Origin of the sequence: Acinetobacter legionensis (genome assembly GCF_048552295.1) — a bacterium.
GTDB lineage: Bacteria > Pseudomonadota > Gammaproteobacteria > Pseudomonadales > Moraxellaceae > Acinetobacter.
The window spans coordinates 128,141-143,906 of sequence record NZ_JBIMCW010000004.1; the positions used below are offsets into that span (position 1 = coordinate 128,141).

Here is a 15,766-nt window from a genome sequence, read left to right on the forward strand (position 1 = left end):
TGTTTTATTTATAGCCAACCTGTCAAAAAACTCAGATACAAGAATATACTTTCTCTTAGAAATAGTTTTAGTTAAATCAATTGCTTGGATATAAAAGCATTGCAATGCCACATCTTACATTCAAAGTTTAAATACCGTTGCGTAGGCGATGCCTCACTTTTCGTGGGGATTGCCAAACCTTGCGCTGCAAACAAAGCAGTACTTTGTTTTTGCTCATGTTGGGCGAGGGATACGTACTTTACCCCCGCCCAACGGCGATATCCATGTCGCCCCACGTTAGGACAAGCATCTATGATTTAAAAGTATAAAAAACGAATTGATTACCAATCGTTTCTAAAAGTTCACATAAAAACCTCAGCTTCATTTTTGATTAATGACTTGATGAAAATTAATTTTATGAATAATTAAATGGTTTGACTATAAATCAAAAAAAGCCTAATGATTGAAGCATTAGGCTGATGAAATTTCTAAAAATATAACAGGGGATTACCACATCAAATCATCTGGAATAACATAAGCAGCATAAGGATCTTCCTCATCTGTCACTTGTTCATTCTTCTCAGAATTGTTGACAATAATAAAACCAGTCATTTTTTCATTGATACGTTCACCCAAAGCTTTGGGTAAAATTGCATACGCATCATTATTATCATGTGCGATCACCAAACTGCCTGAAACTAAAGCATTATAAATTTGCTGATTAATATAGATTTTTTTAATTGAACCATCAATAAATTGATAGACCGCATCGCCATCTGTATCTTTGATTTTATGTTGAGCTATCATTTGGATAATTGAAGCTTTTAAGGCTTTTTCATCTAAAACGCGTTGTTTCTCTTGATTCAACGCTTGATCTTTACTGATTTTTTCTTGCTTGTCTTGTTCAATTTTAGCTTTAAGCTCAGCTTCATTGCTCTGACCTGTACGTTGCTCATGCTGTGCCTGCTTTGATAATTTCTTTGCTTTTTTATTATCTACTAAGCCAGCTTTGAGTAACTGTGCTTGTAACGCGTTTTTGACCATAACAATAACCAACCATTAAATGTGTTTCGAACCATGCCGAAAATAAATAAACCAATACGTTAAGCTGAGTATTAAACTTAATCCAGCAGGGATAAGGAATGAATTTAATTGTAAATAAGGATGTACGATACTGGCAATCAGTCCACCCAGAATAAATCCGAAAAGAATCAGTAGATGTAGTGTCACACGGCGTTTTTCAATGCCAAGACCTCTAAAAAAATAACCTAAAGCCAAACCAAGATCCGTTAAAACCCCTGAAAGGTGTGTAGTGCGGATGATCGTACCTTTATAGTGACTGACCATAGCATTTTGCATTCCCATTGCTGTACTCGCCCAAAGCAAAGCATATTTTGGATAAAAAGGAATAAATAACCAGCAAAGGAGAATAAACACACCCACAAGACTAAGTGGAATACCATATCTCCGTTCGAGTTTAAAATTGCTATTTCCTAAAATAAAGCCACTATAACTTGAACCAATGACGTAACTGACAATCACCATAAATAAGTAAAGCACATATTCATATTGTTGATGAATAAGTGCTTGCGCAAATAAACTGGCATTGCCCGTCATATGAGAAATAGATTGATGTAGAACGGTAATTAAACCAAGTACGTTAATTATGCCTGCATTGACCGCAAGCATAAACGCACCAAGTTGAATCCAAACGGGCAAATACTGTAGAGGCATAATTCCTTCTTTTTGTTCATATACGCTGTATATTACTTTTTAGAAAGATCGACTGCCGCTGTAAATAATACATCAGTCGAGGAGTTCAATGCTGTTTCTGTTGAGTCTTGAAGCACACTAATCACCATACCAATTGCAATCACTTGCATTGAAATTTCTGAAGGAATACCAAATAAACCACAAGCGACAGGAATTAACAACAAAGAACCACCAGCAACACCGGAAGCACCACAAGCTGTTACCACAGAGACTACAGATAAGATCACCATAGTGACGATATCAACCTGAATACCAAGCGTATGCACCGCAGCTAGAGTAAGTACAGTAATTGTTACAGCAGCGCCAGCCATGTTAATGGTTGCACCTAGAGGGATTGCAACGTTTGCAGTGGTATCATTTACCCCTAATCGTTTTGCTAAATCAAGGTTTACAGGAATATTGGCAGCAGAACTACGAGTAAAGAATGCGGTGATTCCACTTTCTCTTAAGCATTTTAAAACCAATGGGTATGGGTTTTTACGCATCACAAAACCAACAATTAATGGATTGATGATCAGTGCAACAAAAAGCATGGTACCAATAAGAACAGCAATTAAGTGCGCGTAGTTTTTTAAGGTTTCTAAACCTGCTTGCGCAAATGTCGCAACAACTAAACCAAAGATCCCCACTGGAGCAAAAGCAATCACGACACGAATGATAGCGTTAATTGCATCTGCAACATCTGTAATCACTTGTTGAGTCGTTTCCGAACCGTGACGCAGTGCTGCACCTAAGCCTACCGCCCAAGCTAAAATCCCAATGAAATTGGCTTCATGTAAAGCTGTTATTGGATTGGTAATAAAACTGAGGAGTAAATTTTTTAATACTTCTGCTACGCTACCTGGTGGTTGTAAAGTAACTTCACTTGCGTGGGCAAAAATTAAAGTACTTGGAAATATTGTGCTTATCGTAATTGCACTAATAGCAGCCAGTAACATTCCAATTGCATATAATCCAAGGATTGGTTTTAAGTTGCTTGCGCCTTCGCCAACTTTAAAGTTAGCGATAGACGAGAGAACCAAGACAAATACAAGAATTGGGGCAATGGATTTTAATGCTTTAATAAAAAGCTCGCCTAAAATAATGAAATATTGGGCTGAATTGGGGAATAGATACGCAACTATAAAACCAAGAATAATGGCAATAAGAATACGAGTAACTAAACTTAAACGTGCTAGGGCAGCAAACATGTTGAACCTTTATGCCTAAACTGGTCTAAAATCGATGAACAAGCCGCGTATTCTATACCTAAAAGCGAAAACTTAAATAATACAATTTCGCCATAAAAATTAAGATATTAAAAAATATATAGCTTTTTCAGCAATCATAATAAAAAATGTTGATAATTTAAACGATTATTTAACTAAAAGTTTGAGCATCCAATTTATGCATGGCTTGGTAATGCGTTAAATAAATATTTCCACTGAGCTGTTTAATTAAATTGGACTGTTTTAAACGATCCATGACTGGGCCTTTGACTTCTGTGAGATGCATTTGGATTTTTAATTTATTTAAATCACTGTTGATTTCTTCCAAAGTTTCTAAAGCACTTGCATCAATATTACTAATACTTGAGCAATTGATCACTACATGATGTAGTTCTGGATGTTTACTGACTTCTAAAATGATAAATTCTTTTAAGGTATTGGCATTTAAAAAACTTAGATTTTCATCTATACGAATAGACACAATATTGGTACTTGTTAAAACATCATGTCTTGAAATATTACGGAAATGTTGCGTGCCTTCAACTAAGCCAATGACGGCAATATGCGGACGGCTAATACGCCATAACAGCAATAAAAATGTAGAAATAATACCAATAATCAAACCTGTTGATATATCGATACACAATACCCCAAAGAATGTGACCCACATGGCAATTCCATCCGCTTTGGAATAATGCCATGTTTCGACAAAAGGTTTAAAATCAACTAACTTCCAAATTGATACTATAATGGTGACAGCAAGAATAGCCAAAGGAAGCTCTTTAAATAACCCAGTAAAATACAAGCTCACAATTACGATAAAAATTGATGATATAACGCCAGCCATAGGCGTTTTTGCGCCTGCATCAGCATTGACCACTGTACGTGATAAACTGCCAGTCACAGGAAATGCTGATGTGACACCTGCACTAAAGTTGGCTAAACCCAGTGCAATCAGCTCTTGATTACTATTAAGCTCACTACGTTGCTGAAATGCTGTGGTCTGTGCAATAGAAATAGATTCGACAAAACTCACCATGGTAATCATGGCTGCACCAGGTAAAAGCTGGATCACCAAATCCCAGCGCCAGTAAGGCATGGCAATTGGTGGAAATCCCGAAGGAATCTCACCCACAGTTTTGATACCAAATTGGTCTATATGCAGGAAATGTATTAACGCAATCGAAATAAACACCAGAACCAAGGGCAGTGCTTTAACCCAGAATTGAAGATAATTTGAAAATGATTTGCATAACTTTGATTTAAAGAAAACAGGCATGTAAAGCAAAAAGAGTATGGAGCAAACCCCAAAAATCAAAGTTTCAATACTAGTAAAGTTAATGTATTGCCAAATACTTTGGATAAACTCAATAACATTGCCTGATTTTAAAGGTATATCAAGTATAAACTTAACTTGACTAAGTGCGATCAGCACTGCGGAGGCGATGATAAAACTTTTAATGACAGGATGACTGATTAAACGAATTAAAAATCCGAATCTGAAAATGCCAAGTAAAGTTGAAAGTATACCGACAAGAAGTGCCAATAAACATGCAGCTTGAATATAGACTGGTGAGCCTACCTCATATAAGGGTTCAAGTGTTGCAAAGGTCATCATAGAAATCAGTGCTACAGGACCAATAGACAATGTTGGGCTACCGCCAACAATGGCATAGATGATCATGGGTAAAATACTGGCGTATAAGCCTGTCACAGGGGGTAAGCCTGCGACCATAGCATAAGCCATGCCTTGTGGTACAAGCATTGCAATGATGATTAAAGCAGCAAGAAGATCGGCTCTAAATTTAGGAACATTATAGTCTTGGAGCCATTGCCAGACAGGAAGTATTTTACTGAGTTGAACTTTAGGATCAGCCATTTGAATTTCATTAGCATATTTTCATATATATTATGCATAAAAAATGCTAAGAAAAATAGTGACAACTAATTTTTGTATATAAAGTATTGTTTCATTTTAAATTTATCTAATGTTAAAAGAAAAGCTAAATTTGTGGACAATATAAATCATATAATGTCGACAATACCACCGTCATTTTCTGATCTTTAATAGAATAATAAATTTGCTTTCCATCACGGCGCGTCGAAACAACATCACTTTTACGCAACATCATCAATTGTTGAGAAAGGGTGGGTTGGTTGATCTGAGTTTTTTCTTCTATTTGTGAAACATTTAACTCTTCTTGAGCAAGATGGCATAAAATTAATAAGCGATCTGTATTGGCTAAAGATTTTAAAATAGTTACCACTGAAGACGCTGATTCACGCATTACATCAATTTCAAGATCACTAGACATAGGCAGGTTCTATCCGTTATTTAGCACATTATAACTGTGTCGGAAGTTGTCGTATGGCTTTTAGCATATGTTTTTTGATGAATTTCTAAATCAATTTTGTGAATATATCTTCACATTGTATTTTAATCTTCTACGGAAATAGATTTTCTGTGTTCAATGATGAATAAATAGACAAAAATAAGTGATATGTTAAGATGTAACTACAGCTAAAGTTTATGCTGAGGATATATGACATGACGACATTTACAGCAATGAAGACGACATTACGTGAGGAGGCAACGATTCCAGTGCTTGCTATCGATGCGTTTAGTGCGGCATTTAATCATGCAAGTCAGTCAAACGCTACAATCACTTATGTAAAAGATCAACAGCTGGTCCAACAAAGCAATGGTGAAGTCAAAGTTGTTGAAGATTTATCTTCTGCCTATGTGGTTCCCAAGCTTAAACACAGTGTGTTAAAACGTAAAAAGAAACAAGAGGTGATGGCATAACTTTATATGCGACAGCCGAGAATAAGAATGTTTGCTGGTCCAAACGGATCAGGTAAAAGCACAATTAAAGACTATTTAGCGCCCCATCAGATTGGGGCATATTTAAATGCAGATGAGCTTGAAAAACAATTATCTGCGACTCAAAGTTTGTGCTTAGATGATTATCATCATGATTTATCTAGCGCAGCGTTACTGAAATTTTTAAAACAAAAAAAACGTAAAAAAAATGACCAAGTCGTGCCGCTATTAACCTCAAAACCACAAATTGTGGATGGACTCATTATATTTAACCGAGATGAAATCGACTCCTATCTTTGCGCACGCATTATCGATTTTATTCGGATGGAATTTTTAAGGTTAAAAATGAGTTTCACTTTTGAAACTGTGATGTCGCATATCAGCAAAGTTGAGTTTCTACGTGAAGCCCAGAAACAAGGCTTTAAAACATATCTGTACTATGTGGCAACCGTTGACCCAAAAATTAATATTGGACGTGTGCAATATAGGGTTGCTACAGGTGGTCATGCTGTACCAGTGCAGAAAATCTGTGAGCGCTATTACCGTAGTTTAGATTTATTGATGTTGGCAATTGAAGCCTCAGATCGTGCATATATTTTTGATAATTCAAGTCACGGTGAAAAAGCAGCTTTTATTGCAGAGATAGAAAAGGGTGAAGTGCTAAAACTAAATCCTGTTGTAGAGTATTTCCCTAAATGGTTTGTAGACAAAGTATTGAGTGAGTTTAATTAATCTGATGATTATATCTCTTTCATAACCTAAAAATAATCCTGCTGAGTGAAGTATATTGGTATTGAAAGTTCTTTCTTAGTTTTTGAGAAGGCAAGGATAAGAGGGATTTTATGTTGATGCATTGCTTAAAAAAGGTCTTATAAAATAAGTCTATTGGGAAAGTATTAAAAATTAAAATAAATCATAAAATATTGATTTTTAAAAATAAACGTAAATAAAATTATTCATATTTTTAAATCAAAACTAAAAAAATGCTGTGCAACTCTTTGGTAGAGCATATAGGGATTGTATTTGCAGTTATGCCTTTTATTTGCATATTTCTACATATATTTATCTGAATGATGAAGTTGATTAATTTAAATAATTATATATTATAAAAACGTATATTGTATGGGTTTAAAGCAATGCATGATTTCATATTGGCCTTTTGGGGTGGTCTTCTGCTCGGATTTGCTGTGGTTGGCTACCTATTTGTAAATGGTCGTGTAGCAGGGGTAAGTGGTCTAATCGCACGAGTCCTCAATACACACACGATTTTTAAAACCCCTGCTTTGTGGTTTTTGTTGGGATTATTTATCACACCATTTATCTATGGACAGATTTTTAATCCTGAAATTGTGATGCTAACGACAAGCCCAATTTTGCTTGTCATCGCTGGTCTATTGGTTGGCTTTGGCACAAGATTAGGCTCAGGCTGCACCAGTGGTCATGGAATTTGTGGGATAAGTCGTTTGTCTAAACGCTCAATTGTCGCAACCTGTACCTTTATGCTGGCTGGATTTATCACTGTGTATGTGATGCGCCATGTGATTGGAGCTTAATCATGAAAAATATCTTTGCATTTATCTTTGGCGGGCTATTTTCTGTAGGTTTAATGCTTTCGGGTATGTCGAATCCAGCCAAAGTCATCGGTTTCTTAGATATATTCGGGCAGTGGGATCCAAGTCTGGCTTTTGTGATGATCGGCGCAATTGTAGTCGCATTTATTCCTTTTCAAAAAGCGATACGAAAACCAGTGACTGTGTTTAATGAAGTGATCGAATTACCAAAAAATACCCGACTCGATACAAAGTTAGTTGCAGGCGCTTTCATTTTTGGTATAGGTTGGGGAATTGCTGGAATTTGTCCAGCACCAGCATTTACATTGATTGGTTTAGGTTATTATCAAGCCCTATATTTTATTGTTGCCATGCTGTTTGGCGTGTTGATTCATCGCAAAGTGACAGGAGCATAATTTTTTATGAATCCATTTGTACAAGATTTTTTTGATGAAGCCAGTAATACCTTTAGTTATGTGGTGGTTGATCCTGCAACTCAATACTGTGCCATTATTGACAGTGTATTGGATTATGATGCGGCATCAGCAACAACATCGACAACACATGCAGACCATATTATTGAGTATATTCAAAAACATCATCTTACAGTGCAGTGGATTCTTGAAACACATGTACATGCAGATCATTTAACAGCTTCGCAATACTTAAAAGCACAGTTAGGTGGTCAAATCGCCATGAGTGAAAAAATTGTGACTGTTCAAGATATTTTTAGTCAAATTTATCATCTTGATTATGAAGCTTTAAAAGCACAGCATTCCTTTGATTATTTATTTAAAGATCATGAGATTTTTAAGATTGGCAAGTTAGAGGCATATAATCTCCCTACGCCTGGTCATACCCCAGCTTGTTTGACCTATGTGATTGGTGATGCAGCCTTTGTTGGTGATACTTTGTTTATGCCTGATTATGGCACAGCGCGTTGTGATTTTCCAAAGGGCAGTGCTGCACAACTTTATGATTCTGTAATGAAAATTTTTAACTTACCCGAGTATACTCGGTTGTATTTATGCCATGATTACCTGTCAGAATCACGCCAAGATTTTCATTGTCAAACAAACATAAAGACCCAACGTGAAGAAAACATCCATATCCATACAGGAGTCACTAAACAAGCATTTATTGCTATGCGGGAACAACGTGATGCTACATTGTCTATGCCGAAACTAATCCTTCCAGCTATTCAAATTAATATGAATGCAGGTCAATTTCCTGAGCCTGAAAAGAATGGTGTTCGTTATTTAAAATTACCTTTAAATTATTTTAGGTAAATTGCTTAAATTAAAATGTATTTATTAAATGATAATGATTTGAATTTTTATTCAATAATTTTTAGATTTAATAATCATGATTGTTTATTTAATTTTTTAAAATAATCTTCTTTAATATGCTTGAAAATTGCGCAATGATTGATTTGATTATGCATATTGTTAAGATTATTAGGAATAAGGGCAGAACTCAATGATGGAATTAAGTTTCTCTAGAAAAATCAAAAGAGAGAGCGGGATTACTGTTATTACAAAAGATAAAATTTATTTATCAATTTGATATTTAAGGATAATTTAAATAAATAAGGATTTGTCATAAATTTGAAACATACTTAAAAACTTAAAAGAATAGATTTTATAAGCTTTATTGTATACAATTTAAACTTATTACTTAAAGTGTGATTTGTGTCACATGACTATTTGAAAAAAATAATGACTCGACGCTTAAGTGATATATGAATCTGTGGTTATTTTAAATACATATAAGTTTGAACGATGGTTTATCTTAATTTTGCGTTGATAGATAGGATTAATTTATGGCAGGCATTTATTTACCTTTGCATTCGAGTTTGAATCAGGTGGATTCGTTTCCAAAGTCTATAAGTCCTCGATCTGCGCAAATTTTGAATGAAGTCAAAAAAGCTTTGGATTTGATACCCCACCTTATCTGGGTGACAAAGTTAGGGATTGGATATTGTAATACACCATTAAAAGAATTTATTGGTGTAGATACTCATCATATTTGTGATTCAGATTGGATTAAATGCTTACATCCAGATGATGCAGAGCATATCTACAATATTTGGATATCAGCGCAAAAAACTGGACAACGTTTTGAAAAAGAATGCCGTATCCGCCATGTGAATGGCGAATATCAATGGTTTTCGTTGATTGCACAAAGTACAGTTTATAAACAACAATTTTTTGATTGGACTATAACCTGTACCAATATTCATGATCGTGTAATGCTATTACGTGAAACCAATGAGTCATTAAAAGCCAATACCGATATGCTTGATGTAAGTGTCGACTGTATTAAAATTATCACACCAGATGGTTATGTTTCACAGATGAATAAATCTGGTTGTATTGCCTTACTAGGGCAAGAAAAAGTAAAAAATTTTGGTATGGAATGGCTTGCACTATTACCACCCGAAGTGCGTGAACAAGGCAAAAAAGCCATTAAAGAAGCTGTAAAAGGCAAGAATTCTAGATTTGCTGGTAAAAGTGTGTTCGGCAACTTAACCATGTATTGGGACAATATTTTAACCCCTGTTATCAATGAAAATGGTCAAACTACTAGCATTTTATGTGTTTCACGGGATATAACGAAACAACGTATTGCTGAAGAAAAATTAAGAGTTATTTGTGAATTTGATGAAATGACGAGTCTGATGAATCGTCGTGCATTTAAAAGAAAGTTAAAATCCTCTATTACTAAAGCCCGAGAGAATCGAAGTAAAATTGGATTATTACTAATTGATTTAGACCATTTTAAGTATATCAACGATACTTTAGGGCATTCTGCTGGTGATCATTTACTTAAAGTCTTGTCGAAGCGTCTCGCACATTGTTTAGATGACAATGCATATATCTCAAGACTAGATGGTGATGAATTTGCAGTAGTGATTGACCATGTGGAAAGTCATGAGCAGATTGAGGCTGTTTCCCAAAAATTATTGAAACAATTGGACGCACCTATTACTTATAGTGGTAAATTGCTCAATGGCGGAATGAGTATTGGCGGTTCAATTTTTCCGCAGTATGCCAAAGATGGTTCAGGTTTATTGAAATGTGCAGATGCTGCTTTAAATGATCTTAAAGAACAAGGTCGTGGTGGTATTCGTATGTTTGGTGTAGACATGTTTGAAATTGCTCAAGGCAAGGCGAAACAATTAATCACAGCACGTCAAATTATCCGTAATAATCAAGTTGAACCATTTTATCAACCTAAAGTGAAACTTGATGATTGCTCAATTATTGGTTTCGAAGCACTATTGAGATGGCGCGATCCAAAGGGAAATGTTTATTTACCAGCGACAGTTGCTGAAGCATTTAATGATTTTGAATTAGCAACCAAAATCAGTGAAACAATGCATGATAAAATATTTACAGATATTTCCCATTGGATCAAACAAGGCTTTAAAGTGTTGCCTGTTTCAATCAATGCTTCGCCTGTAGAGTTTATGCGGGATAATTATGCCGAGATTTTATTGAAGCGCTTAACCCAGTATGCAATTCCACACCATCTTGTTGAAATTGAAATTACTGAACATGTTTTGGCAGACCGTGGCTATGAATATGTCATCAGAGCGTTGAAAAAACTTAAACAAGAAGGCGTTCGAATTGCCTTAGATGATTTTGGAACAGGGCATTCATCGATGACACATATCCGAGATTACCCTGTAGATAGTTTAAAAATTGACTATAATTTTGTGAGTCGTATGCATGAAGAAAAGTCGATTAAAGCAATTGTGGAAGGTATTGCAAAATTAGGTCCAATCCTTTCTTTAGATATTATTGCAGAAGGGATTGAAACAATTCAGCAGCTTGAAAATTTAAGAGCCATGGGCTGTAAATTTGGCCAAGGTTTCTTATTTAGCCAAGCGATTTGTGCTAAACAAGTACAAGAAATGTTGAAGTGATGGGCTTTGGATTATCACCAATGATTAGGTTAAATTGTGTCTTAACTCAATCATTTGTATTCCATACATAAAATATAGAAAAACTTTAAAAAAGGGCTTGAAAAGTCTACAGACTACAGGTATTGTAAATTCAATATAGATTTTTATGAACGACATAAAGATGAAAAAGCAACCTGTAATCGCTACTTCTTATTATTTCTGGCAATTCTTTAGATAATTGCCTGAAGTCGTTCGGGCAATGAATTGGTTGCCCATCAAAGTTAATACCTGATCGGCAACACCGATCAGGTTTTTTTATATCTGAATGTTAAAAATATTTTGAATCAATTAAGTGTAAAGATTTTGGAGAATGTCATGATGAAATTTAACTACGTATACTTTAGCAACTTTTATTGGACTTACTTTGGTCAAGTGAAAAACCTGATCGCCCATTTGAATAGATCCCATACGCTCAAATAAAAGTTCGGACTTTATAGAGTCCAAAGGAATACATCATGAATGCACTAAATATTGCTTTACAACAAAATCAAACCATAGAAACTCAACTCAGTTTACCTTATGAGTTAAAAGAAAAATTTGCATTAAAACATAAGCTCGCTTTACAAATCACTGAGCAACGCCAAACAATTGAAAATATTCTCGATGGTACAGATGACCGTTTATTGGTGATTACAGGCCCATGTTCTATTCATGATGAAAAATCCGCATTGGAATACGCAGATCGCTTAATACAATTACAAGAAAAAGTGTCAGATCAAATCTTTCTAGTGATGCGTGCATATATTGAAAAGCCACGTACAACAGTGGGTTGGAAAGGGTTTTTATACGATCCAAATTTAGATGGATCTGCTGATATGCAATTGGGTTTAGAAAAATCACGCCAATTGTATTTACAAATTATTGAAAAAGGTTTGCCGATCGCCAGTGAAATTCTAAGCCCTATGGCAACTGCATATTTTGATGATTTATTGGCTTGGGGGGCTATTGGTGCACGTACCAGCGAATCACAAATTCATCGTGAAATTTCAAGTCATATGCCTTTTAGTATTGGCTTTAAAAATGGGACAGATGGCTCGATTCAAATTGCTTTAGATGCAATCCAATCTGCAAGTCATCCTCATCAGTTTCTAGCCATGGGCCAAAAGGGATTGCCTTGTCTTGTACATAGTCATGGTAATCCTTTAGCACACATCATTTTACGTGGTTCAAATAAAGGCACAAACTATGATGCAGAATCGATCCAACAGATCCGCCAGCAGCATCAAGGGAAATTACCAGCATTGGTGATTGATTGTAGTCATGGTAACAGCAGTAAAGATCCTTTAAAGCAACCGTTGGTTTTACAGCAAATCATTGAAGAAAGACATGTGACCAAGGTACGTGGTGTAATGTTAGAAAGTCATTTGGTAGATGGTAATCAAAAAATCTCTTGTGATATGACTTATGGTCAATCTATTACAGACGGTTGTTTGGGGTGGAATAAGACGGAGCAATTGCTGTTGGATGTTGCAGAGCAGCTTTCGAAACAGGAGTTGTTGCTGATGGCTTAATTAAATGCCTTTATATACTTTATTTAACGACAAAAACAAAAAAGATCAGACTCATCTGATCTTTTTGTGTTTAAACATTATTTTTAAGCATTAGTATTTTAAAAATTAAAGACCAGCTTCATATTCGCTATTGCTGAGTAACTTTTCAACATCTGCAATATTGTCTGGTTTAATTTTATAAATCCAACCCTTGCCATACGGGTCGTCATTTACAAAATCAGGATCATCTTCGAGGGCAGTATTCACTTCTACAACTTCACCAGAAACAGGCGCATGAATATCAGATGCTGTTTTAACGGATTCAACTACACCAGCTTGAGCACCAGCAACCACATGGCTACCCACTTCAGGCGCTTCAACGTAGACTAAGTCGCCTAAAGCATCTTGAGCATGGTCAGAAATACCAGTAATCACAAGATCACCTTCAATTTTTACCCATTCATGTGTAGCTGCATATTTCAAATTTGAAGGATGATTCATAATGACTCCATTAATCAATTTATTTTTGGCACGAGTTATACAGGTTTTTTAATCAAAACAGAAAGCAGAGATACTGATAAACTTATTCATCGAAACAAATAATCGTGATAAATCACATTATAAGTATGGGTCTTTGCACCAACTACTTGGGCTACGACCACTCCAGCGTTTAAATGCACGACTAAAGTTTGCAACATCACTATAACCGAGTTCATCTGCAATTTGTTCCAGTGTATAGTCAGTACGGGAAAGTAACGATGTGGCATGGCGATAACGTACTTCATCTACCAGTGTAGAGAAAGAAGTACCTTCGGCAGCCAACTGACGCTTTAATGTACGGTCTGACATATGCAGACGATCTGCGACATTTTCAATACTTAAATAATGCTGTTCCGAATGGGTCAAGATATCACGTACACGCATCGCCAAACGACGTCTTTCACCCAAAGCTGAAAGTTCTGCTTCACATTGATTAATCGCAATTTGACTGGCAATCGGGTCAGCATTGACCATTTTTAAGCCCAAGTAGGATTTGTCAAAACTTGCAATGAGATGTGGCTGTTCAAAACGCATATTGTATTGCTTTGCCAGTTTCTCGATGTATTTGTCAAAACCATCAGGTTTGGGAAAATCAAAATCGATATCGCCATGCAAATAATCAATGCCGGTTAAGGCTTTTGCCATGGTCATGATACCAAAGGTTAGCCCCATCACAATTTCTGTGCGCAAAGGTTCGATTTCGATATCACATTGCAATTGAAGTGTGGCTTTTTCACCAAAAGTCGAGAAATACAATTGTAGAAAAGGCATACGCAACTGGATAAAACGGTTGGCTAAAACAAGCGCATCGGTAATATCGTGTGCTGTCATGATCGCATAACCAATAAAGCCGTGAATGGAAATACGCATTTGTGTACCGAGATGAAAGCCTAAGGTACTTTCACCGGTAAGTTTTAATGCGTGTTTAATCAATTCATTGGCAAGCGGTGTTGGAATCCGACACTCAGGATCTGCTAACTGTTCACTGGTAAAATTAAAGGGTGCGAAAAGTGTTTCTGCGCTATATCCCCAACGAGAAACAATATCTAATAATAATAGTCCATAAACACCAGGAATTCCCTGATCTTGGCGAGCTGAGACTGTTTTCATGTGCTTTCCATTGCTCTGAACATTGTTTTTACTTGTTTAATCATATTGTCATGATATGGAAAAACCCTTAAATATTGTAAGACAAATTTAGGATTAATGTGCATCAAAATTGCGTTTAAAGACCACAATTTTAGTGGTTGAAATCAACAATACATCATCATCTTGATTTTTTGCTTGTGTTACATAGGTCACAATTGCGCGATCATTTTTGGTTTTAGACGGCAGGATAGCCACAACTTCGACATCAACATGTATTTTATCGCCCACACGTGTGGGTTTTGGCCATCTTAAACTTGATTCTGAACCAATTAAGCCATAAGCAACAGGGAAGCATTCTGTCCAAAGACGCATGGTGACTGCAGACGTATGCCATCCACTTGCAGCAAGTCCTTTAAAAATCGGGTGATCTTTGGCTTTTTCAGCATCAGTATGGAAAATTTGCGGATCATACTTATGCGCAAACTCTAAAACCTCATCCAAAGTCATTTCGTACTCACGACTTTTAAAACGATCGCCTATATTTAAATCTTCCAAGTACAACATTGTTTATACATTCCCTTAATTTCACACAATACTCATAAATAATGATGTTCTACGCATAAAAATTAAATTATCTAAACTCTTTCATTGTAAGTCACCATTAAGCAATTTCAATGACTGTTTTTGCCAGTCATCATTTTTTTAAGTCGTATTGAAATATCAATCAAAATATAGAATGATTCAGATCATAATAACATTGTCTAATGTCCTGAAAGTAATGAAAATACGACCAAAGTGAATTGAGCAAGCTCAAGACGCGTTAAAGCAATGTTTTAAGCATCCAAACTTCACAAACATGGCTATGACCAGTATTACCTTTAGGTTCCGATAAATGCTTAAAGCCTAACTTTTCATAGAGTTTAATGGCTTGCCATAAATCTTGTGTAGTTTCTAAATAACAGGATTGAAAGCCTTGTTGTTGTGCAAATTCGAAACACTTTTCAAGAATTAGTTTGGCAAAGCCTAAACCACGAAGTTCAGGCAAAAAATACATCTTTTGAATCTCTAATATGCTTGCATCTCCTTGTAATGGTGAAAGTCCTCCACCGCCAACAACTCGACCATTTATATCCTCAATGACCCAGTATTGAGCATTAGGTTGAGCGTATACCTGATATAAATCATCTAAAATCGGATCGGCCACTGCGAAGCCTGATTCAGGGGCTAAGCCAAATTCTTTAGATACTTCACGAATGACTTGTGCGATCGATGGATTGTCTTGTATTTGTATCGTTCTAATTTGGTACATAAGTAAATGAAAATAAAAAAGGTAGAATTTTTAT

At 35.7% G+C, this 15,766-nt stretch carries 16 protein-coding genes; 7 read left to right on the forward strand and 9 right to left on the reverse strand.

The window, feature by feature from the left end; genetic code table 11:
• Positions 1-486: 486 nt before the first annotated feature.
• From ACG916_RS04930 to ACG916_RS04950, 5 genes are all read right to left on the reverse strand, one after another.
• Positions 487-1,023: a DUF2058 domain-containing protein gene (locus ACG916_RS04930; RefSeq protein WP_419327250.1), complete on the reverse strand. Its 537-nt coding sequence runs from the start codon at positions 1,021-1,023 to the stop codon at positions 487-489.
• Positions 1,024-1,038: 15 nt separating this feature from the next.
• On the reverse strand, positions 1,039-1,713 hold the full coding sequence (locus ACG916_RS04935) for a YoaK family protein (RefSeq protein ID WP_336951006.1): 675 nt from the start codon (positions 1,711-1,713) through the stop codon (positions 1,039-1,041).
• 32 nt (positions 1,714-1,745) lie between these two features.
• Positions 1,746-2,942 carry a serine/threonine transporter SstT gene (sstT, locus tag ACG916_RS04940; protein ID WP_419327249.1) on the reverse strand — a complete coding sequence of 399 codons (1,197 nt, stop codon included), beginning with the start codon at positions 2,940-2,942 and terminating at the stop codon, positions 1,746-1,748.
• 169 nt (positions 2,943-3,111) lie between these two features.
• On the reverse strand, positions 3,112-4,839 hold the full coding sequence (locus ACG916_RS04945) for a SulP family inorganic anion transporter (protein WP_336951008.1): 1,728 nt from the start codon (positions 4,837-4,839) through the stop codon (positions 3,112-3,114).
• 124 nt (positions 4,840-4,963) lie between these two features.
• A complete protein-coding gene (locus ACG916_RS04950) occupies positions 4,964-5,275 on the reverse strand; it encodes an ArsR/SmtB family transcription factor (RefSeq protein WP_336951009.1) in 312 nt (103 codons plus the stop codon).
• A gap of 233 nt (positions 5,276-5,508) precedes the next feature.
• Between ACG916_RS04950 and ACG916_RS04955 the strand changes: the two genes are divergently transcribed.
• The 7 genes from ACG916_RS04955 to ACG916_RS04985 all read left to right on the forward strand — a co-directional run bounded on the left by ACG916_RS04955 (position 5,509) and on the right by ACG916_RS04985 (position 12,815).
• Entirely contained in the window at positions 5,509-5,766 is a 258-nt protein-coding gene (locus ACG916_RS04955) for a hypothetical protein (protein WP_303576033.1), read from the forward strand.
• 6 nt (positions 5,767-5,772) lie between these two features.
• Positions 5,773-6,516, forward strand: coding sequence for an ATPase (locus tag ACG916_RS04960; protein ID WP_336951010.1), 744 nt, complete (start codon positions 5,773-5,775; stop codon positions 6,514-6,516).
• A 404-nt stretch (positions 6,517-6,920) separates the two neighbouring features.
• Positions 6,921-7,337 (forward strand): YeeE/YedE family protein, encoded by a 417-nt coding sequence (locus ACG916_RS04965; protein ID WP_419327248.1) that lies wholly within the window; start codon positions 6,921-6,923, stop codon positions 7,335-7,337.
• Positions 7,338-7,339: 2 nt separating this feature from the next.
• Complete coding sequence (locus tag ACG916_RS04970; protein WP_336951013.1) at positions 7,340-7,750, forward strand: DUF6691 family protein; 411 nt, start codon at positions 7,340-7,342, stop codon at positions 7,748-7,750.
• Positions 7,751-7,756: 6 nt separating this feature from the next.
• Complete coding sequence (locus tag ACG916_RS04975) at positions 7,757-8,623, forward strand: MBL fold metallo-hydrolase (protein ID WP_336951015.1); 867 nt, start codon at positions 7,757-7,759, stop codon at positions 8,621-8,623.
• A gap of 533 nt (positions 8,624-9,156) precedes the next feature.
• The gene (locus ACG916_RS04980; RefSeq protein WP_419330365.1) at positions 9,157-11,265 is read left to right on the forward strand and encodes a sensor domain-containing protein; all 2,109 of its coding nucleotides are present in this window, start codon (positions 9,157-9,159) and stop codon (positions 11,263-11,265) included.
• A gap of 494 nt (positions 11,266-11,759) precedes the next feature.
• Complete coding sequence (locus tag ACG916_RS04985; RefSeq protein WP_419327246.1) at positions 11,760-12,815, forward strand: 3-deoxy-7-phosphoheptulonate synthase; 1,056 nt, start codon at positions 11,760-11,762, stop codon at positions 12,813-12,815.
• 105 nt (positions 12,816-12,920) lie between these two features.
• Here ACG916_RS04985 and gcvH read toward each other — a convergent pair whose 3' ends face one another.
• The 4 genes from gcvH to ACG916_RS05005 all read right to left on the reverse strand — a co-directional run bounded on the left by gcvH (position 12,921) and on the right by ACG916_RS05005 (position 15,732).
• Entirely contained in the window at positions 12,921-13,295 is a 375-nt protein-coding gene (gcvH, locus tag ACG916_RS04990) for a glycine cleavage system protein GcvH (protein WP_419327245.1), read from the reverse strand.
• A 117-nt stretch (positions 13,296-13,412) separates the two neighbouring features.
• Positions 13,413-14,444 carry a helix-turn-helix transcriptional regulator gene (locus tag ACG916_RS04995; protein ID WP_419330366.1) on the reverse strand — a complete coding sequence of 344 codons (1,032 nt, stop codon included), beginning with the start codon at positions 14,442-14,444 and terminating at the stop codon, positions 13,413-13,415.
• Positions 14,445-14,537: 93 nt separating this feature from the next.
• Positions 14,538-14,987 carry a MaoC family dehydratase gene (locus tag ACG916_RS05000; RefSeq protein ID WP_419327244.1) on the reverse strand — a complete coding sequence of 150 codons (450 nt, stop codon included), beginning with the start codon at positions 14,985-14,987 and terminating at the stop codon, positions 14,538-14,540.
• Between the two features lie 256 nt (positions 14,988-15,243).
• Entirely contained in the window at positions 15,244-15,732 is a 489-nt protein-coding gene (locus tag ACG916_RS05005) for a GNAT family N-acetyltransferase (protein WP_336951032.1), read from the reverse strand.
• Between the last annotated feature and the right edge of the window lie 34 nt (positions 15,733-15,766).

What these genes read in the sequence shown, in the direction of transcription:
- ACG916_RS04930 (WP_419327250.1), bottom strand. Translation starts at nt 1,023, where the DNA reads ATGGTCAAAAACGCGTTACAAGCACAGTTACTCAAAGCTGGCTTAGTA.
- ACG916_RS04935 (WP_336951006.1), bottom strand. Translation starts at nt 1,713, where the DNA reads ATGCCTCTACAGTATTTGCCCGTTTGGATTCAACTTGGTGCGTTTATG.
- sstT (WP_419327249.1), bottom strand. Translation starts at nt 2,942, where the DNA reads ATGTTTGCTGCCCTAGCACGTTTAAGTTTAGTTACTCGTATTCTTATT.
- ACG916_RS04945 (WP_336951008.1), bottom strand. Translation starts at nt 4,839, where the DNA reads ATGGCTGATCCTAAAGTTCAACTCAGTAAAATACTTCCTGTCTGGCAA.
- ACG916_RS04950 (WP_336951009.1), bottom strand. Translation starts at nt 5,275, where the DNA reads ATGTCTAGTGATCTTGAAATTGATGTAATGCGTGAATCAGCGTCTTCA.
- ACG916_RS04955 (WP_303576033.1), top strand. Translation starts at nt 5,509, where the DNA reads ATGACGACATTTACAGCAATGAAGACGACATTACGTGAGGAGGCAACG.
- ACG916_RS04960 (WP_336951010.1), top strand. Translation starts at nt 5,773, where the DNA reads ATGCGACAGCCGAGAATAAGAATGTTTGCTGGTCCAAACGGATCAGGT.
- ACG916_RS04965 (WP_419327248.1), top strand. Translation starts at nt 6,921, where the DNA reads ATGCATGATTTCATATTGGCCTTTTGGGGTGGTCTTCTGCTCGGATTT.
- ACG916_RS04970 (WP_336951013.1), top strand. Translation starts at nt 7,340, where the DNA reads ATGAAAAATATCTTTGCATTTATCTTTGGCGGGCTATTTTCTGTAGGT.
- ACG916_RS04975 (WP_336951015.1), top strand. Translation starts at nt 7,757, where the DNA reads ATGAATCCATTTGTACAAGATTTTTTTGATGAAGCCAGTAATACCTTT.
- ACG916_RS04980 (WP_419330365.1), top strand. Translation starts at nt 9,157, where the DNA reads ATGGCAGGCATTTATTTACCTTTGCATTCGAGTTTGAATCAGGTGGAT.
- ACG916_RS04985 (WP_419327246.1), top strand. Translation starts at nt 11,760, where the DNA reads ATGAATGCACTAAATATTGCTTTACAACAAAATCAAACCATAGAAACT.
- gcvH (WP_419327245.1), bottom strand. Translation starts at nt 13,295, where the DNA reads ATGAATCATCCTTCAAATTTGAAATATGCAGCTACACATGAATGGGTA.
- ACG916_RS04995 (WP_419330366.1), bottom strand. Translation starts at nt 14,444, where the DNA reads ATGAAAACAGTCTCAGCTCGCCAAGATCAGGGAATTCCTGGTGTTTAT.
- ACG916_RS05000 (WP_419327244.1), bottom strand. Translation starts at nt 14,987, where the DNA reads ATGTTGTACTTGGAAGATTTAAATATAGGCGATCGTTTTAAAAGTCGT.
- ACG916_RS05005 (WP_336951032.1), bottom strand. Translation starts at nt 15,732, where the DNA reads ATGTACCAAATTAGAACGATACAAATACAAGACAATCCATCGATCGCA.